Source organism: Natronococcus sp. A-GB1 (assembly GCF_029688845.1).
In the GTDB taxonomy this organism is placed as follows: Archaea; Halobacteriota; Halobacteria; order Halobacteriales; family Natrialbaceae; genus Natronococcus.
The window spans coordinates 12,150-28,827 of sequence record NZ_JARUKW010000021.1 but is presented as its reverse complement, the minus strand read 5'-3'; the positions used below and the strand labels follow the sequence as shown (position 1 = coordinate 28,827).

The following is a 16,678-nucleotide window of genomic DNA, read 5'->3' as shown; positions in this document are numbered from 1 at the left end:
AGAAACTCTACATCTTCACCCTTTACTCACTCTTGACTAAGGTAGCCAAAGTTTACTCGATTGATGATTCAGAGCATAATTATAATAACTTAGAATCCTAATAGTGTCGCCGAAAGATGGGTGAGAACAGACGTAGTATTAGACTTTGTATCCAAGATTCTTTAGATGCTGTTCAATTTCATGGTTAGTCTCTTTTTTGTCAAAGGGTTTATCCGCTTCCAAGATCTTCCGAGAACCTGATTCGTAGACATGCCACGGTACAGTGGTCACTTCTTCCCGACGGATACCACGTGGATGCCCGTAATCCCGGACCGGAATGAGATATGGTTTCTCCCCGAGGAAGTCCCCGTGGTCTGCAGTTACAACCATCCGTCCCTCTAATCTCTCGAACAGTCGTTCCACCTCTTCTAAAACAATCTCCAGATTCTCCTTGTACGCTTTCTGTAGTGTTTCAACAGAGAGGTTATTTCGATATACTGTGACTGCTGTTGGCCGATGATGTTCGATAGACTCACCAGTTGGACCGAGATAGGGGTGATGGGGTTGCATATAATGGACGATGAGTCGTTTGTTTGGATGTTCTGAATTGGCCTCTAAGGCCCGATCCGTCACAGTTTCTGGCCGGCATGTCATGTCGTTGACTGCATCCCGGCCGGTGTAGATGAATCGGTAGATGTCTGAGTCAATCTCATCTCGGAGATTTTCATACCAACCATTTGAAGATACGTAGACCGTATCGTACAGTGTTTGTCCAGCAAAGTTGTTTTCGATGAACTCCGCACTGGTACTCCCGAGAGACTGAATTGAATCCGTCTTTCCTGGTAATGATGAGACATTATCAAAGAAATCATATCTACAGGCATCAAGAATTATTAATATGTCCCACTCTTTCTCCAGGAAATTGACACCGTCGTTCACGTTTATAGGGTTCAGTCGGTGAAGTCGGCGGCCGACTTCGGCGAACGCTCGTTCAGGATCTCTAGAAATAGCCCTAGCACGTGTGGTGATCTCCATAGAGAGTTAATTAAAATGGTTCGGAATAGTTCTTTTGAAAGCAAAGAGAATGCAGTAACAGTCATCCATCTATCACTTCGATAACCTTCTCCATTTGTACCCTCCAGTCACATCTCCTTCTCGTCCTGGTCCTTGGGATAGCTTATGTCCATATATAACTTGCCCATCTGCACGATGCTAATCAGCTGCCCGCTATTGTTGAAGGCCCGGTTATGGGGCCGAGAGATCCAAACATAGTCGATTTCCTTTAACATGAAAGAATACTCACGAACGTCTTCGTCAGGTCAATGCCGATCTCGGGGCCAGCTTGTACGTAATTTTCGCACCTAGTGGCGTGGATCGACGCTGTTGGCCTTCAGGACTACACGCACTGTATCAGCGCTCTCGCCGCTCTGAGTGACGCCGGTGACGGGCGTTTCCGCGTCGGCGGCGAACACCTCGGTGCGGTACTCGCTGCTAAGGAGCGATTGAGTTAGGATGGCCGTGCTCTCGGAGCAGTTGCGCCCCGTAGCGGGCAGCTGGTACGAGGTGCGGTAGGCGACGAGGAATATTCGTTTCGGACACTCGAGATCGGCGGATTCCTCGAGGATGATCCGGCTCTCAAACTCCGTGATTCGGTTCCGCAAACAGTGTCCAGATCGTGCATGCTGCTCGTGGATCTCCTTTTTGCAGAGATCGTACTCGTTCTTGCCCGCATCCTCGGCGTTCCACTCGACCTCTTCGATCAACGGTTCGGCGATCTCACCCCATTTCCTCTTGAACGATTACGTCGTCAGGTGTGCAGGTCGTGAACTTGCATCCTTGAGATAGATGACTTGGTTTACACTTGATGAACGGGGGATCATCGCTCGCTAGGTAGTTTCCCCCTTCGTGGGGCTGACAGATTGTCCAGTAGCGCGATAGGTCCCACCTACGAACGGTTAGTCTAGTAGCCTCAGATCAAGAAAGAGAATACTCACTTTCCCGTTTTCGAGTGCAAACTCGGCTCTTGATCAGATAATAGACAGAGTATGTCTCGTTGTGTATCCAGACGAGTAGATCAGTAAACACATGTGTTAGCTTCGGCTACGATCCTGTATGACTACGGACCGACCAAGGAATCAGACAATTCTCATCACGGGTGGAGCGGGATTTATTGGTAGTCACCTTGCGACCGAACTCGGCGAGGATAACGACGTTCGAGTGTTCGACAACCTGACTTCAGGCGAGCGATCAAAGGTTCCCGAAAACGCGACGTTCATCGGAGGCGACCTCCGAGATGAGGATACCCTCGAGCAAGCCACCGAAAACGTCGACCTGATTTTCCACGAGGCGGCCCTCGTTAGCGTCCAAGGGTCGGTTGAAGCGCCGCTGACGAGCCACGATATCAACGCAACGGCGACCCTCGAACTGCTTGAGTCCGCACGACAAGAAGACGCCAGGGTTGTGCTCGCCTCAAGTGCGGCGATCTACGGTCATCCCGATAAGGTTCCGATCGAGGAATCCGACTCGAAGACCCCAGCCTCGCCCTACGGGATCGACAAGCTTGCGATCGACCACTACGCGAGGCGATACCACGACCTCTACGACCTCGAGGCCGTTGCGCTGCGATACTTCAATGCCTACGGTCCAGGACAGACCGCCGGCGACTACAGCGGCGTCATTAGCATCTTCTGTGATCAGGCGATCAATGACGAGCCCATCACTGTCCATGGCGATGGCGGGCAGACGAGAGACTTCGTGTTCATCGACGATATTGTCCAGGCAAACCTCAAAGCTGCCACGACGGATCAAGTCGGAACGGCCTACAACGTCGGTACCGGCCAAACCGTGAGCGTTCAGAAGTTGGCCGAAACGATCGTCGACGTCACGGATTCTGATTCCGAAATCACACATACCGAGGGACGAGATGGAGACATCCGCCACAGCGGGGCCGACATCTCCGCGATTCAAGCCGATCTGGGATACGAGCCGACCGTTTCACTGTCTGACGGTCTCGAGCAGACCGTCGATTGGTACCGACAGCACTGACTGCACGTCGATATACAAATAATTCTTCGAGTGCAACCCTGCTATACTCGTTAAGGCCGGACGGCCTGACAACAGTATTCGATCGAAGTTCGGAATCCGATAGCGCCAAGCCCACTCTTTTTATAGTTCTTCGAGGACGACTTACTCTACGGTAACGCTTTTCGCAAGGTTCCGGGGCTTGTCGATTGAGCGGTTCAGCTGGTTTGCTACCCAATATGAGGCGAGCTGTAGCTGGATGTTTGCCAGAATCGGCGTCAGCTTGGGATGACTCGAGGGAACCTCCAGCACGTGATCGACGTACCGCTCGACCTCTGCGGGAACGTCAGTAACCGCGATCACGGGAGCGTCGCGAGCCTGAATCTCCTTGACGTTGCCCAGGGTCTTCTCCAGTCGCGACCCCTCGGTCAGTAACGCGAACACGGGCGTGTCCGCTGTGACGAGTGCGAGCGGACCGTGCTTGAGCTCGCCGGCAGCGAACCCCTCGGCGTGTTTGTACGTGATCTCCTTCATCTTCAGCGCGCCCTCGAGCGCGACCGGGGCGGTGTACTCCCGGCCGACAAAAAAGTAGGCGTCGGCGTCGACGTAGGCGTCGGCGAGCGCACGCGCATGAGACTCGTCCAAAACCTGCTGGATCTGGTCGGGCAGCTCGCTCAGCGCGTCGACGAGCGCCGGGTCGGGGTCGTCGACGAGCGCGGTCGCGACCATCGCCAGTGCGACCTGCTGGCTCGCAAACGTCTTGGTCGCTGCGACGCCGATCTCCGGGCCAGCACGAACGTAGCAAACGTGGTCACACTCGCGGGCGGCCGAACTCCCGACGGTGTTGGTCACGGCAAGCGTCGTCGCCTCGGCGCCGTTGGCCTCCCGGAGTGCGCGCATCGTGTCCGCGGTCTCGCCGCTCTGGGTGACGCCGATGACCAGCGTCTCCGCGTCGACGGCGACCGACTCGGCGCGGTACTCGCTGGCGAGGAAGGATTGGGTCGGGATGCCATGCTCTCGGAGCAGCTGTGCGCCATACAGGGCCGCGTGATAGGAGGTACCGCAGGCGACGAGATGGATCCGTGCCGGGCGCTCGATATCGTCAAGCTCCTCGAGGACGACCCGGTCCTCGAACTCGGCGAGCCGGTTGCGCAGGCAGTTTCGAATCGCGCGGGGCTGTTCGTGGATCTCCTTTTTCATGTAGTGGTCGTACCCGCTCTTGCCCGCGTCCTCGGGATCCCACGCGATCTCCTCGATCGACGGTTCGACGATCTCGCCCGCCTCGTCGCGAACGACCACCTCGTCCGGCGTGAGCGTCGCGAACTCGCCGTCCTCGAGGTAGATAACCTGATCTGTGTACTCGATGAACGCGGGAACGTCGCTCGCCAGGTAGTTGCCCTCGTCGCCGAGGCCGATGACGAGTGGCGACTCGTGGCGTGCCGCGTAGATCACGTCGGAGCCTTCGAACACTGCCGCGACGGCGTAGCTCCCCTCGAGTCGATCGACGACCTGTCGGAACGCCGTCTGACGATTTTCGCCCGCCTCGAGCTGTTCCTCGATCAGATGTGGAATGACCTCGGTGTCGGTATCGCTGGTGAACTCGTGGCCGCGTGCGACGAGCTCGTCGCGCAGTGCTTGATAGTTCTCGATGATCCCGTTGTGGACGACCGCGACGCGACCGTCCTCGTCGGTGTGGGGGTGGGCGTTCTCGTCGGAGGGCGGGCCGTGCGTGCTCCAGCGCGTGTGTCCGATACCGGCGGAAACACTGCCTGGGGCCTCGGGAACTGCAGCCTCGAGTGCCGATACTTCGCCTTCGCGCTTGTAGATGTCCAGCGAGTCGTTCGCGAGGGCGACGCCCGCAGAGTCGTACCCACGATACTCCAGCCCGTTGAGTCCGGTCAGGAGTATGTCAAGTGCGCTATCGTCGGTCCCGGTGTAACCGATGATTCCACACATTACCCGCTCACCCGCTCGAGAGTCGAGCTCCTTTCTCCGGGGTGGACGGCACCACAGCGAGCTTTCCCTATCCACATACATATACTGACGATAATATTATTGCTTAGTTATTTCGGTTGGCGATATTAACTGAGATTAGTGTTATGATTGGTTGTACTCTTGCCATTTATGGCAGTTATCTCTACTGAGGGGCTCTTGGCCAGTACCAGAACGCTCTTGCAGATCCGTGTGAGCAATCAAACTAATGCATATCTCCGTTATCGGCAGCGGCTATGTCGGAACGACGGTCGCCGCCTGTTTCGCAGAGCTCGGTCACGAGGTCACGGCGATCGATATCGACGAGGACGTCGTCAATACGCTCAACGAAGGGAAGGCCCCGATCGACGAACCTGGGCTCGAGGACCTCCTCGAGAAACGCGTCGGTGACCGACTCGAAGCCACGACGTCCTACGATGCGGTGCCCGAATCGGACGTCACCTTCCTCGCGATCGGGACGCCGTCGAACGAGGACGGGAGTATCGACCTCACTGCACTCGAGGCGGCCGCCGAAGCCACGGGCGAGGCACTCGCCGAGAAATCCGAGCGCCATCTCGTTGTTATCAAGAGTACGGTGACGCCGATGAGCATCGAGAACGTCCTCGAGCCGGCCGTCAAACGCGGCGCGAACGACAACGAGAACATCGAGGTCGGCATGAATCCCGAGTTCCTCCGCGAGGGAAGCGCGGTCTCGGACTTCATGCACCCCGACAAGGTCGTCTACGGGACGCGCTCTGAATGGGCGACCGAACGGCTACACGAGGTGTTCGAACCGCTGCTCGAGCAACACGAGGCCGACATCGTCGAGACCGATCCCGCGACGGCTTCGATGACCAAGTACGCTAACAACGCCTTCCTCGCCTCGAAGATTAGCTTGGTCAACGATCTCGGAAACATCTGCAAGGAGTTCGGGTTGGACGCCTACGAGGTGATGGAAGCGGTCGGATTAGACGATCGGATCTCCGAGCAGTTCCTCCGCAGCGGCGTCGGCTGGGGTGGCTCCTGTTTCCCGAAGGACGTCAACGCGATCATCGCGGCCGCACGCGAGACGGGATACGACCCTGCACTGCTCGAGGCGACCGTCGAAATCAACGATCGACAGCCCGACCGAATGCTCGATCTGCTCACGAATCACGTCGACCTGGAAGACGCACATATTACTGTTTTAGGACTGTCATTTAAGCCGAATACGGATGATATCCGAAACTCTCGAGCGATCCCCGTAATCGAGGCACTCCAGAGTCAGGGAGCCACCGTCTCTGCCTACGATCCGGTCGCTACCGACGAGATGGCCACAAAGTTCCCTGACGTCAACTACACGGAAACAGCCGCGGACGCGCTCCGTGGCGCAGACGGCGCGCTCGTCGTGACCGACTGGGACGAGTTTAGCGACCTGGATGCCGAGTTCGATGAGATGGCAACGCCGGTCGTCGTCGACGGACGACGATGTATCACTCGGCGTGAGGGGATCGTCTACGAGGGGCTGACGTGGTAGTATAGACGGTCTTCGGTAGAACCAACCTTGAAAAATTACGGTGGGTTGAGGGAGCTCGAGTCGCGATTCTCGGACTCGCCTTCAATCCCCAAACTGACTTTTCGCTGTTTATGATATTTCTTTATTGATCGTGTGTAGGGTGGCTTTTAGGCTATGGATCACCTGGGACGGGTTTCTCGACGAATTTCGCTTTCCCCTTCGCGTTCTGGCAGTGGTTGTTACAGGGCCTGATCGGTGTCACTCGTAACTCGCCGAACCCACACTTCGAGTGGGTGCCGATTCGGCGGATTCCGTTCTTCGCGGTCGTCACTGGACGATCCCCTTCGTACGTGACCACCTGCCCGTGATCCACCGTCTGGAGCGTGTGTGCTTCGCACTGCTCCAGCAGTTGTTCCTCACGCTCGCGGAGTTCGTCGCATTCTTCTGCCCACCACCACGGAATCTCCTGATCCGCAGCGTTCGGGTACTCCGACGCCACCACGAACGGCGTCACCAGTTCGAGGCGGAACGCGTTGTTGTCTTCCAGCCGAGAGTAATCCAGTGCCTCGAGATCGACGATCTGCGTGTCCTTTAATCGAGTAACCCCGTAGCCGTAGTTGCGTTTCCCCCCGAACTGGAGGCCGTCCAGAGCGCTCTCGTCGACTGGGAGGATATCCGCCCGATCAGCGTGGAGATAGGCGTGAACGTACCATTTCGTGGTCTGGTATTGGTTCCGCTCGGCGGCGGGCTGCCCTTGGATCATCTCGTGAGCCAACGCCGGATGACCACTCTGGCGACGAACGTCGTGGGTGTTCAGCGCATCTCGTGGGCGCGAATCGAGCAGCCACGGCTGGGATGGCTGTCGCAGCAGGAAGAGATCCTCGTAGGATTCGACGGGCGGAAGCCCGCTCCCAAGGTACGGCCGAACTCCGTTCTGCGAGTGTGCGTCGGGGAACTTTCCGAACTGTCCTGGTGCGAAGATACCGTGGCTCGCGTGGAGATGGCAATGGACCTCGTACGGGAGCTGCTGTCCGAGTGCGTGCCTGATGGCGTTCCCCGAGACGTAGTAGGGATGGCCGATGTAGTCCATTTCCAGTTTCCAATTTATTTGTTGTATTTTATTCATGGAACTTCATTCTCTGCTCTGGTGCCTGGTGATGTCGTTCTCAGTACCTGGGTATCCCATCTCAATCACATCAGTTCCGTCTGGAAGTCCTCGAGATACTGGAGTGCTGTCGACCACGCACGGATCCGGCGCAGGTTCGCATCCAGCACCATCGCGTCCCGATTCCCGTCCATGGCTACCGGATGATCGGACAACTGCGACCAGACCGCCGCCCACGACCGCCACGGACGGTCTCCCAGCCGGGCCGACGGACACTGCTTGGCTTCTCGATCGATTCGGAGCGCGAAGCGATCACCAGCGTAGATCGTCCGATGCGGAACGATCTCATCGGGTGGATCGACGACGAGCCGCAGCTCATCGAACTCGTGCCCGCTGGCGTAATTGTCCGCGAGCGCGGCCACTAGCAGCGTGTGGTACTTTAGCGAGGTGTAGGGGTAGTACAGCGACTCGTTGAACAGCGCCGCGACGTCGCTCGTCAGCCAGGCGGCGTGCATCGCCTCCGGGTCCGTCTCAGTCAAGAGTTCCCGCACGGCCCGGCCGAGATCCCGCTCCGAGAGATCGCTCGCCGACTCGCCAGTGAGCAGCGACAGTCGTTCTGGCGACGGATGGTTAGGAACGGTCAGCTCCGGCGCCCCGGACGGCCGACTCATCCGCGCCGCATCAGCGTCTGCACCGTGCGGGACCGACTGATTGACCGGCACCCCCGCAAACGTCTCGTCGGCATGTGCATGGGACTGTCCAGTCAGCTTATGCGCATCGTGGCGATATGCTTGTATTATCATATTTCTTTACTCGATCGAGCGTCGACCCGCTCGTGAAACGCATCAACGACGGTCGGCTGGTAGTCGTCGGCCCATCGGTCGTCCTTCCGGCCTATTTCCTCTGTTTTGCCCTTTGAGCGGTCGAAGATGCGATTCAGTTCTGTTTCGTCATAGAGTGGATTGAGAAGCCCGCAGTCGACGATCCCGGCTCCGAAGTTCCGGGCCCCGCCGAGCTGGTGCATGAACTCCGTCCGATTATCATCGAGGAATTCGACGGCTTCACACAGCAACCCGAGAAACGCCGGTTTCACCTCCCGGAAGGAGAGATGCCAGCAGCCGTCCAGGTTGGCGACCGCATCCAGTTCGACGTTGCGTAGGGGTTCGCGGTTATCGTCGGCGTTCCGCGAAACGACGTTTCGGTTCAGTCGTCGGTAGTGGCCCTCGGCCTGGCCGCGCGTGTAGTCGACGCTCGCTCGAACCGGGCTGAACTGGATCGGCCGGCGCATCAGCTTCCCTGGAACACCTTCGAAGCCACCGAAGAGATCGAAGATCACACAGCCGTTGTCGGTCTCTTCGAGACAGCTTCCCTTCGGATGATACCCATTGTCGAGATCGCGATCATAGACATCGTCCTTCCGAAAGTTCGCGTTCGCCTCGCCTGGATGGCAGGCGGTTCCACCCCGATCCTGGACGACGCGTTCCATCCCGTGGCGGAGCCACCCCGACAGCGAAAATGCGGGGATGATGCCGCCGATCTGATTCTGTGGGTCGTCGGCCTCGTAGTTCGTGTTCGAGGCATGGTGGCGATCGGTGAGGATCGAGTCTCGAACGACCAAGAGGTCGCACTCGAGGCGAACGTAGACGTCCGTCAACGCCTCGAGCGGTGGCTCACGGGTCATGGCGCACACCCTTCCGTCGGTGGGCTGAACGCCCGCAGCGCGAGTTCGGTCAGGCATAGCCGCGGACTGCGCGGCGTAGGCAGTGCGATCGAGCCGAGGCGACCGCCGACCAGCAGTTCGGTCGCCCCGAGCGTCGGCGACCGAATCCGGCCGGGTGCACAGCCGTGACAGAACAGTCGTGGGATGTCCCACTGCGCGGCGTCGGCACAACGGTACGCGTACGCGAACACGATGTCGGTCTCCCGGAGCGGCGATCCACAGCCGATGCAGACGGCCGCGTCGGGTTTCGGGCCGACTGGATGACCGTGGAGGACCTGTGCCGGCGTCGCGGTGACGGTCGGCTCCTCGCGATGTCCGGCACGGGGCCGACGGCAGTCGTCAGCAGTCATCTTCCTCCGCCGTGTTGCGGGCGCTGAAACACGCAAAGCAGGGTAACTGATCGCCGGCTGGGCCGGCACACCAGTCGTGGTCACATATCTTTCTGCCGGTGCGTTTTTGAATGGTCGCGGTTGTAGTTGGCATTGCTTCTCGCCTCCCGAGAAGTGCGGGCGGTGTCCTAGCACCGTCCAGTTTTACTGGATACCCGCCTCCTCATCTGCATATAGCATCTCCGTCCACTTAATAGTTACATTGTAACATATTTCGTAACAACACTTGCAATTCAAAATAGAACTAGCACCGAAATGTTTAGTGTAATATCGATGTAGCCAATAGTAAGATGGTGAACGAGGATTTCGAGCCTAATGACCGGCAAGATGCGATCCTTGAGGTGCTAAAGGAAGGCCGGAAAGAGGGCAAACCATGGGGATACGCGAATCCCAAACGGCTTGAAGAAGCACTTGATACACGACGCCAATATATCAATCGAGCCCTCCGCGGACTCGTTGACGCAGGTTGGGTGGAAAAAGTAAACCGTGGACTCTATCGATTTGTGCGTGATCCGCGAGAGAACTAACAATATAGACCACATTACCGGGTTTTCCCTGTAGTCGCGTCGACTGGCGGGTCGCCTCCCTCGAGCGACTCGCCCAGGACCTCATGCTCGGGATCGGCTTTGCGGATACTGCCGAAGAGATCGACGAAGTCAGAGGACCCCACAACTCCTACATCTATCCACTGCTAAATACGGGCGTCATCGCAGGTAGCCTCTACATCGGCGCACTCGTCTACGCCCTCGGGCAGGGTATCAGAAAACGGTGGACGCCCTGGAACGCCTACGCCGTCGGTCTCGCGACCGCAATCTTCCTATATATGGGCTTCGAGTCGCTCTTCCTCGGTGGTCTCAGTGTCTCCTCGATTATGCTCGGACTCGCACTCGCACTCCTCCTCTATTCGCCGGAGGCGGACGGCCCCGTCACCGACATTCGATCGAAATTCGATATTCGCTAACGCGAGTTCACCTCTCGGCGTTCATCGATTCCAAATTCACCTCCTCGAGCACATCCTCCACCCACCGACGCCGAGCTCGCTCCCGCTCCAGCTCACTCTGCAGCTTCTCGAGAGCCGACCACGCTGCACCGGGACAGACGGCCCGATACCAAACGTTCTCGCGAGTCTGCAAACAGTTCATACGCTCGAGCTGTGACACCAGCGACCGAAGCCGTTCCTCGGGGATCTCAAGCTCGCGCTCGAGGGCGTACACCGTCTGCCCGCGCTCTTTCAACACCCGAAGCACGCGAAGCGCCTCGTGGCGATCGGTTTCGGCGAACTGTCGCTCGACGTGTGCGCCCTCCAGGCGAGTGTGACAGGTCCCATAGCCCGTAACGAGATTCAGGTCGAGACGCGCGTCGGCCTTCGGGAGGTACTTTCCCGGAACGATGTGGTGGACCGCCATCGACAGCGGATAGTACTCGTAGTTCCCGTTGTGGTCCCCGCAGCGCTGACAGACGTTGTTGTCCCGCGTTCGAACCTCCGTCGCACGTTTCGTCCAGTCGCTTCCACGCGCTTTGGGAACGTCGAACGCCGGGCCGTCGACGTTCGGCCCAACGGAGTCCTCCTTATGACTCATCGAGCTGCCCCCGTCACTAGTGACTTCGCTCCTCGAACGCTCGTGTGTACTCTCATCGTTCAGTGTGGAATCCGCCAGTCGATCGGTTCCGACCGGACGATCTCTTCGCCTTCGACTCCTGAACCGCACGTCGGGCAGAAGTTGGTGTTCTCACGTTTGGTTAACTGATTCGGAGTGCCACACGCTCGACAGAGAATCTTGTACCCGGAGAGGTTGCGATACGTCTCCTGTGACTTTGCTCGGTGACTCGACGCATCGAGTAGTTCGTAGTTGTCCAGCCTGTTATCGAACGGACAGCCGTTCACATGGTGGACCTCCTTCTCGGCGAGTTCGCCGATATCGTCGACGAGCAGCGTCGCGTGAAGTCGGTGAACCTGGACGCGGTGACGAGCGCCGTTGTGCTTCGTATCGATCCCTCTGTGACCGTACGGGTTACAGTGGATTGCCGGCACTCGAGCGAAATGAATCTGCGACGCATGAACCGACTTTGCTCTGTGCGAGTCGAACGTCCGATCACAGTGGGGACAGTCGACGCTCATCTCACATCCCATCGCTCGTTGTATCGGCGACCCGGCTCGGACCCTCGCCTTCGAAGCGAAGCCTATCACTTGGACGGTTCCGCCCTCGCAATCGTCGGTCGGCCCTCCTGATCGGGGGTTCGAGTGAGTGCGTGTCGACGGCGGTCATGGTGAACAGCCCTCCGTCGGCCCGCTGAACGCCCGAAGGGAGAGCTCTGCCAGACACAGCCGAGTGCGACGCGACGTCGGCAGCGCGATCGAGCCGAGACGACCGCCGACCAGTATTTCGGTCGTGCCGAGCGTCGGCGAACGAATCGTGTCGGGCGCACAGCCGTGACAGAACAGCCGCGGAACCGCCCACTGCACGGCGTCGGCACAGCGATAGGCGTACGCGAACACGATATCGGTCTCGCGGAGTGTCGCGCCGCACCCGATACAGACGGCGGCGTGGGGTTGCCGACCAACTGGATGACCCGCCAGAATTTGCGTCGGGGTTGCGACGACAGCCGATCCGTCTTCGAGCGACGCCGGCCGCTCGGTCAGGCACCCCGAAGTTTCATCAACGGGCATCCGACTTCCCCTCCGTTCTGTGCGCGACCTGGAAACACGCAAAGCAGGGGAGCCCGTCTCCGTTGGGTCCCGGACACCAGTCGTGATCGCACGATTCAACCTCGTCACGTTTTTCAACGGCGGAATTCGTAGCTAACATGCTTCTCGGACCTCGAGAAGCGCAGGCGGTGTCATCACCACCGCCTGATTCTACTCAGGAACCCTGCGCTTCTCCAGTCTCTACTACCGCGTCCACCACTATATAGTTTGCTTCTCAAACTCGAGTTAGAAGCTGGCAAGTGGTACTGGAGAGGACCTGCCAGGGATGGGATAGCACTAAGTATGTAATGCAAGTATGCGAATCAAACAGCATGGCACTCTCTGATAACGATCTCCGCGACGTTGATCGGGAGCTCCTGGAGTATCTACTCGAGGGACGTGTAACGCCCGTCTATGCGCGTGAGCGGATGAACGACGAGGAACGTAGAGACGTGACGAGCACGTATCTCGGACAGCGCCTTCAACGTCTCGAGGAGCACGATCACGTACGAAATCTATATGATACCGGACTGTACGAACTTGTTAGCGACCCACGTGACAACGATAGCAATTAATTCTAGGACAGAACGATTAGAGCAGCCCAGATAATGGTGGAATAGGGAGCGGGGGTTAGCTACCTCTGTTCGACCTACTGCTCGGGCGTGGCCACCCCCATCACGGCGTAGCGCAGCGCGTCGAGGCAGTGGTCGGCAGCGTTCGGCGCGCCGACGTGGTCCGCCTTGTAGCTGTAGAACTCCCGGATGAGTTCCTGGCATCGCTCCGAGACTAACAGTCCAACGGCAGGCTCGCCGGTATCGGTCTCGGACGAGTCGGAGTCGGACTCCTCGGTGTCGGTCTCTGTCGAGTCCGACCGGAACCGCCTCGAGCGCGACCGAGGGGAGTCAGGGAGCCCCATGATCGGCACCCGGACCGTTCGCTTTTTGGGTCGCAGCTCGGTCGAGATCTCTAGGTTGCCGTCGGCCTCGAGTCGTTTGCGCACCTCGGCGATCCCCTCGTCGATGTCCTTGACGGCGGTCGTAGCATCGAAGCCCGCGCGCTCGAACTTGTCGATGTGGGCGGGTTTGTGCTCGGAGTAGATCACCCCGAAGGGTCGGTCCGCGAGCCAGTCGATGGCGTCCTCGGTGTGAACGCCGGTCTCGTGGAACGCGTCCACGACGACGAGCTGGTCGAACGAGGTCTTGCCGAGCTCGAGGACGACCCTCGGATCGTTCCAGCCGGAGTCGTAGCCGTAGACCCGCCAGTCGTCGACGACACGTTCGGCGGCCTCGGCGTGGGGGATGACGTGGGTCTCGCGGTTGAACGCCGAATAGACCAATCCCGTAGCGGCGGCGAACCCACCGTGTAACGCCTGTGCGGCCCGGTCGGTGTCGCCGTACTTGCGCTTTTGGCTGGCTCGAACCTCGGGCTCGAGATACGGGTTCTCGAGCGTTGAGGCCCGAATCACCCTGATGCTGTGCTTGAGGGGCTCATCGTTTGCCTTCTGGCGCTGTTCGAGGATCTTCCAGGCATCGTTGAAGCCGTTGCCGGTCAGGGTCCAACACATAACTTTCGGCCCATCGACGCCGCGCAGCCGCCCATCCAACGTCGCCAGCAGATCGTGGAGATCCGCGTTGTAGTAGCTGGGCTCGTCCAGCCAGATCCCGCCGAACTCCGCCCCGTCGTACCGATCGGGCTTGTCGGCCGAACCGAGGACGATCACCGTTCCGTTCGTCAGTGTGAGCCGGCGTTCGGATTTGGTGTACTCGGTAACCACCGGACTCCGTTCGGGATCGACCACCGTGTTGTCGCCGGGAAGTTGGGCGAACAGCTTCTTGAAGGTCGATTCACGCGCCTCCTCGAACGTCTTGCCCAGCGCCAGAAAACAGCTCTCGGGGTGGGCGAGCGCCTTTGCGAGCAGCCAGCGGGCACCGAAGACGGTTTTGCCGGTGCCGTAGCCGCCGAGGAAGGCAACGATGTCGTAGTCGCCGCTCTCGAGGGCGTCGAGACACGCCTGCTGTTTGCGCCACAGGGCGTAGGTGATCGTCTCGGTTTCGGGCTCGTACGTCATCCCCTCGTCGGCGGGATCCGGACTGGCGGGAACTCGCCACTCGACGGTGACTTCGGCGTCGGTGTCGGCGTCAGAGTCGGTGTCGGATTCACCGAAGAGGCGCTTGAGCGCCTCGAGCTCGCGTTCAATCTCGCGTTTGGTCGGATCCGTCATCGGCGATCACCGTCCTCGGCTTGCAGGAGTTCGAGCTCCTCGGCCATCTCGTCGAGGTCCTCGTCTTTGAGGAGTTTGCGGTACTGGCCACTGAGGTAGCCCAGCGCGCGGATCCACTTGATCTGCAGCTCCTGGTCCTCGTGGGAGTCGATCTCGAGACTCTCGACGCGGTCGTGGGTCAGTTCTATCGTGTCGGCGAGGCGCTCGAGGACGGCCTCGCGGTCTGTACGCGGGGTTGAATTTCGTCTCGACATGTGTGGAGGGCGAAGCCGCCACCGATACACCATCCGACTCCGTCAGCGCAGTCGACGACTCGTAGTCGGTGGAGAGTGTCTCCGGGCGACTTTCACCTAACTCTTTAGGGCGGATTGCCATAAGTGTCAGGATTCGAAGCACAACACGAAATTGTCTCTTTCAGTAATTTATCGATCTGAGCGCATATGTGCCCAGAAGCCGCTCTTTGGATTTCTTCTGGAGGTGGGTGAGGCATGACGTTCGGTTACTCTGCTCGTCGAGAAGGTCAGCTAAGATCACTAACCCTGCAAGGAGACTGCTTAACGCGTGTTCGACCGGAGATGGGATGCCATTCGGGGAGTATCGCTCGATAACCGCCCTGCTCAACACGGCCGTTCGAATTCGTCCGACGATACGCTGGAAAGCGACCACAGGATCGCAGAGAGTCAACCATCGGTCTGAACGTCGTCCATCCAGGTCGGCTCGAACGTCGTCTCGATCTGGGTGACCCGGCTGGCCCCGCCCGTCGCGTCGATCCAGGTCTCGACGAGGCCCATCGTCTCGAGGTTGCGCACCACCTCGCGGATCGCCCGGCGGCCGAGCCGGTAGCGTTCGTCGATCGCGTCGTCATCGAGGACCTCGGCGATTCGGGCGGTGGTCACCGGCTGGTCGACGGCGCCGGTGTGGCGATTGCGCCGGGCGGTGATCGCGACGAGCACGCCGATATGGGAGTCGGGCAGCCGGCGGGCCTTCGCGAGAAACGCCGCCTTGTCGGTCGTCTCGAGGGTCGCGTCGAGACAGTCGGTCGTCAGTTGCTCGAGGTCCTGCTCGCCCGCGCGTTCGCCGGCCTGGCGAAACAGCGTGAGCGCCTTCCGGGCGTCGCCCCAGCGTTGGGCGGCCTTACGCACGCCGTGTTCGAACACGTCATCGGGTACCGCTCCCGCACGGAACGCGCGCTCGAGGCGGGGCTCGAGGATCGCTTCCAACTCCGCTTCGCCATACGGCGGAAAGAAGACGGCCTCGTCGCTCATCGCGCTCTCGACGCGGCTGTCCAGTCGCAGATCGACCTCGAGCAGTTCGTTACTGACGAGCCAGACCGACAGCGAAATCTCGCGAGCGAGTTTGCCCTCGCCGCGCAGCAGTCGGTAGAAAAACTCGCTTGGGTCGTAGTTGGTGTCCTGGCGGACGTGGTCGATCTCGTCCAAGACGAGCACGGTCCACTCGGGGTAGCCCTCGAGGGCGGCCCAGATCGCCTCGAACACGCCGTCCAATCCCTCGTAGGCCTTCCGCTTCGTGCCGGTGAGCTCGACCAGGATCTCGTTGGCCGCGCTGAACAGCGTGCGACACTCCTTTAAGTTGACGTACTCGACGGCGACCCGGTCGTGGCGGGCGGCGAACTCCCGACAGACGCGTCGCGTCGTCAGCGTCTTGCCGGTGCCCGGCGGGCCGTAGAGCGACACCGTCGGCGGGAGATAGCCGTCGTGAACGCCGTTGAGAATCGTCGCCAGCTCGCGTTCCTGGGCGTCACGGGCGTGGATCTCGGCGGGTGTAGCGAGCGGGTCGAGGGCACCCTTGTCGGCAAACAGGCTCGCGTCGGGCGCCGTCTCGTCGAAGAGGTCGTCGTACTTGCTCATGTGCGGCGGAACTACGTATGTCCGTGTGGTAGCCGCCCACGGAATGTAACGGTTCGGGGACCGGACCCGACGCGGTCGCTCCCGGTGGGACCGAGTTATCGGGTACCGGCGGGCTGTCCTCACGGCGAGCCACGCTGCCGATCCGGCGGCGCCGTGGGGTATAAGACGGATCTCTCCGTATGGGGAAGCATACAGGAGAGTCCCACAAACTCGGGCCGGACTC

The 16,678-nt window shown here is 59.5% G+C and carries 15 protein-coding genes; 3 read left to right on the top strand and 12 right to left on the bottom strand.

Features of this window, described 5'->3' with window-relative positions; all coding sequences use genetic code 11:
- Positions 1 to 138: 138 nt before the first annotated feature.
- Positions 139 to 1,014 carry a hypothetical protein gene (locus tag QA600_RS19620; RefSeq protein ID WP_278293623.1) on the bottom strand — a complete coding sequence of 292 codons (876 nt, stop codon included), beginning with the start codon at positions 1,012 to 1,014 and terminating at the stop codon, positions 139 to 141.
- Positions 1,015 to 1,340: 326 nt separating this feature from the next.
- Positions 1,341 to 1,742, bottom strand: coding sequence for a hypothetical protein (locus tag QA600_RS19615; RefSeq protein ID WP_278293622.1), 402 nt, complete (start codon positions 1,740 to 1,742; stop codon positions 1,341 to 1,343).
- Positions 1,743 to 2,091: 349 nt separating this feature from the next.
- On the opposite strand from QA600_RS19615, the gene QA600_RS19610 reads away from it, so the two are divergent.
- The gene (locus QA600_RS19610; protein ID WP_278293621.1) at positions 2,092 to 3,024 is read left to right on the top strand and encodes an NAD-dependent epimerase/dehydratase family protein; all 933 of its coding nucleotides are present in this window, start codon (positions 2,092 to 2,094) and stop codon (positions 3,022 to 3,024) included.
- 141 nt (positions 3,025 to 3,165) lie between these two features.
- On the opposite strand, the gene glmS is transcribed toward QA600_RS19610, so the two are convergent.
- A complete protein-coding gene (glmS, locus tag QA600_RS19605) occupies positions 3,166 to 4,956 on the bottom strand; it encodes a glutamine--fructose-6-phosphate transaminase (isomerizing) (protein ID WP_278293620.1) in 1,791 nt (596 codons plus the stop codon).
- 244 nt (positions 4,957 to 5,200) lie between these two features.
- Between glmS and aglM the strand changes: the two genes are divergently transcribed.
- On the top strand, positions 5,201 to 6,487 hold the full coding sequence (gene aglM, locus QA600_RS19600; protein WP_278293619.1) for a UDP-glucose 6-dehydrogenase AglM: 1,287 nt from the start codon (positions 5,201 to 5,203) through the stop codon (positions 6,485 to 6,487).
- A gap of 151 nt (positions 6,488 to 6,638) precedes the next feature.
- Here aglM and QA600_RS19595 read toward each other — a convergent pair whose 3' ends face one another.
- The 4 genes from QA600_RS19595 to QA600_RS19580 all read right to left on the bottom strand — a co-directional run bounded on the left by QA600_RS19595 (position 6,639) and on the right by QA600_RS19580 (position 9,641).
- Positions 6,639 to 7,592 carry a hypothetical protein gene (locus QA600_RS19595; RefSeq protein ID WP_278293618.1) on the bottom strand — a complete coding sequence of 318 codons (954 nt, stop codon included), beginning with the start codon at positions 7,590 to 7,592 and terminating at the stop codon, positions 6,639 to 6,641.
- A 65-nt stretch (positions 7,593 to 7,657) separates the two neighbouring features.
- Positions 7,658 to 8,374, bottom strand: coding sequence for a hypothetical protein (locus tag QA600_RS19590; RefSeq protein WP_278293616.1), 717 nt, complete (start codon positions 8,372 to 8,374; stop codon positions 7,658 to 7,660).
- Positions 8,371 to 9,252 (bottom strand): hypothetical protein, encoded by an 882-nt coding sequence (locus QA600_RS19585; RefSeq protein WP_278293615.1) that lies wholly within the window; start codon positions 9,250 to 9,252, stop codon positions 8,371 to 8,373. The genes QA600_RS19590 and QA600_RS19585 overlap by 4 nt, the downstream gene beginning before the upstream one ends.
- Positions 9,249 to 9,641 carry a hypothetical protein gene (locus tag QA600_RS19580; RefSeq protein ID WP_278293614.1) on the bottom strand — a complete coding sequence of 131 codons (393 nt, stop codon included), beginning with the start codon at positions 9,639 to 9,641 and terminating at the stop codon, positions 9,249 to 9,251. Before QA600_RS19580 ends, QA600_RS19585 begins: the two co-directional genes overlap by 4 nt.
- A gap of 649 nt (positions 9,642 to 10,290) precedes the next feature.
- Between QA600_RS19580 and QA600_RS19575 the strand changes: the two genes are divergently transcribed.
- Positions 10,291 to 10,641: a hypothetical protein gene (locus QA600_RS19575; RefSeq protein ID WP_278293613.1), complete on the top strand. Its 351-nt coding sequence runs from the start codon at positions 10,291 to 10,293 to the stop codon at positions 10,639 to 10,641.
- A gap of 7 nt (positions 10,642 to 10,648) precedes the next feature.
- Here the strand turns inward: QA600_RS19575 and QA600_RS19570 are convergent, their stop codons facing one another.
- From QA600_RS19570 to QA600_RS19550, 5 genes are all read right to left on the bottom strand, one after another.
- Positions 10,649 to 11,260: an HNH endonuclease gene (locus tag QA600_RS19570; protein ID WP_278293612.1), complete on the bottom strand. Its 612-nt coding sequence runs from the start codon at positions 11,258 to 11,260 to the stop codon at positions 10,649 to 10,651.
- A 683-nt stretch (positions 11,261 to 11,943) separates the two neighbouring features.
- Positions 11,944 to 12,348 carry a hypothetical protein gene (locus tag QA600_RS19565; protein WP_278293611.1) on the bottom strand — a complete coding sequence of 135 codons (405 nt, stop codon included), beginning with the start codon at positions 12,346 to 12,348 and terminating at the stop codon, positions 11,944 to 11,946.
- 667 nt (positions 12,349 to 13,015) lie between these two features.
- Positions 13,016 to 14,587 (bottom strand): phage terminase large subunit, encoded by a 1,572-nt coding sequence (locus QA600_RS19560; protein WP_278293610.1) that lies wholly within the window; start codon positions 14,585 to 14,587, stop codon positions 13,016 to 13,018.
- On the bottom strand, positions 14,584 to 14,841 hold the full coding sequence (locus tag QA600_RS19555) for a hypothetical protein (protein WP_278293609.1): 258 nt from the start codon (positions 14,839 to 14,841) through the stop codon (positions 14,584 to 14,586). The genes QA600_RS19560 and QA600_RS19555 overlap by 4 nt, the downstream gene beginning before the upstream one ends.
- Positions 14,842 to 15,267: 426 nt before the next feature.
- Entirely contained in the window at positions 15,268 to 16,455 is a 1,188-nt protein-coding gene (locus tag QA600_RS19550; RefSeq protein ID WP_278293608.1) for an AAA family ATPase, read from the bottom strand.
- Positions 16,456 to 16,678: the final 223 nt, after the last annotated feature.

Bases quoted from the DNA above. Each gene is read 5' to 3' on its own strand.
- QA600_RS19620 (WP_278293623.1), bottom strand. From the start codon at position 1,014: ATGGAGATCACCACACGTGCTAGGGCTATTTCTAGAGATCCTGAACGA.
- QA600_RS19610 (WP_278293621.1), top strand. From the start codon at position 2,092: ATGACTACGGACCGACCAAGGAATCAGACAATTCTCATCACGGGTGGA.
- glmS (WP_278293620.1), bottom strand. From the start codon at position 4,956: ATGTGTGGAATCATCGGTTACACCGGGACCGACGATAGCGCACTTGAC.
- aglM (WP_278293619.1), top strand. From the start codon at position 5,201: ATGCATATCTCCGTTATCGGCAGCGGCTATGTCGGAACGACGGTCGCC.
- QA600_RS19595 (WP_278293618.1), bottom strand. From the start codon at position 7,592: ATGAATAAAATACAACAAATAAATTGGAAACTGGAAATGGACTACATC.
- QA600_RS19590 (WP_278293616.1), bottom strand. From the start codon at position 8,374: ATGATAATACAAGCATATCGCCACGATGCGCATAAGCTGACTGGACAG.
- QA600_RS19585 (WP_278293615.1), bottom strand. From the start codon at position 9,252: ATGACCCGTGAGCCACCGCTCGAGGCGTTGACGGACGTCTACGTTCGC.
- QA600_RS19580 (WP_278293614.1), bottom strand. From the start codon at position 9,641: ATGACTGCTGACGACTGCCGTCGGCCCCGTGCCGGACATCGCGAGGAG.
- QA600_RS19575 (WP_278293613.1), top strand. From the start codon at position 10,291: ATGCTCGGGATCGGCTTTGCGGATACTGCCGAAGAGATCGACGAAGTC.
- QA600_RS19570 (WP_278293612.1), bottom strand. From the start codon at position 11,260: ATGAGTCATAAGGAGGACTCCGTTGGGCCGAACGTCGACGGCCCGGCG.
- QA600_RS19565 (WP_278293611.1), bottom strand. From the start codon at position 12,348: ATGCCCGTTGATGAAACTTCGGGGTGCCTGACCGAGCGGCCGGCGTCG.
- QA600_RS19560 (WP_278293610.1), bottom strand. From the start codon at position 14,587: ATGACGGATCCGACCAAACGCGAGATTGAACGCGAGCTCGAGGCGCTC.
- QA600_RS19555 (WP_278293609.1), bottom strand. From the start codon at position 14,841: ATGTCGAGACGAAATTCAACCCCGCGTACAGACCGCGAGGCCGTCCTC.
- QA600_RS19550 (WP_278293608.1), bottom strand. From the start codon at position 16,455: ATGAGCAAGTACGACGACCTCTTCGACGAGACGGCGCCCGACGCGAGC.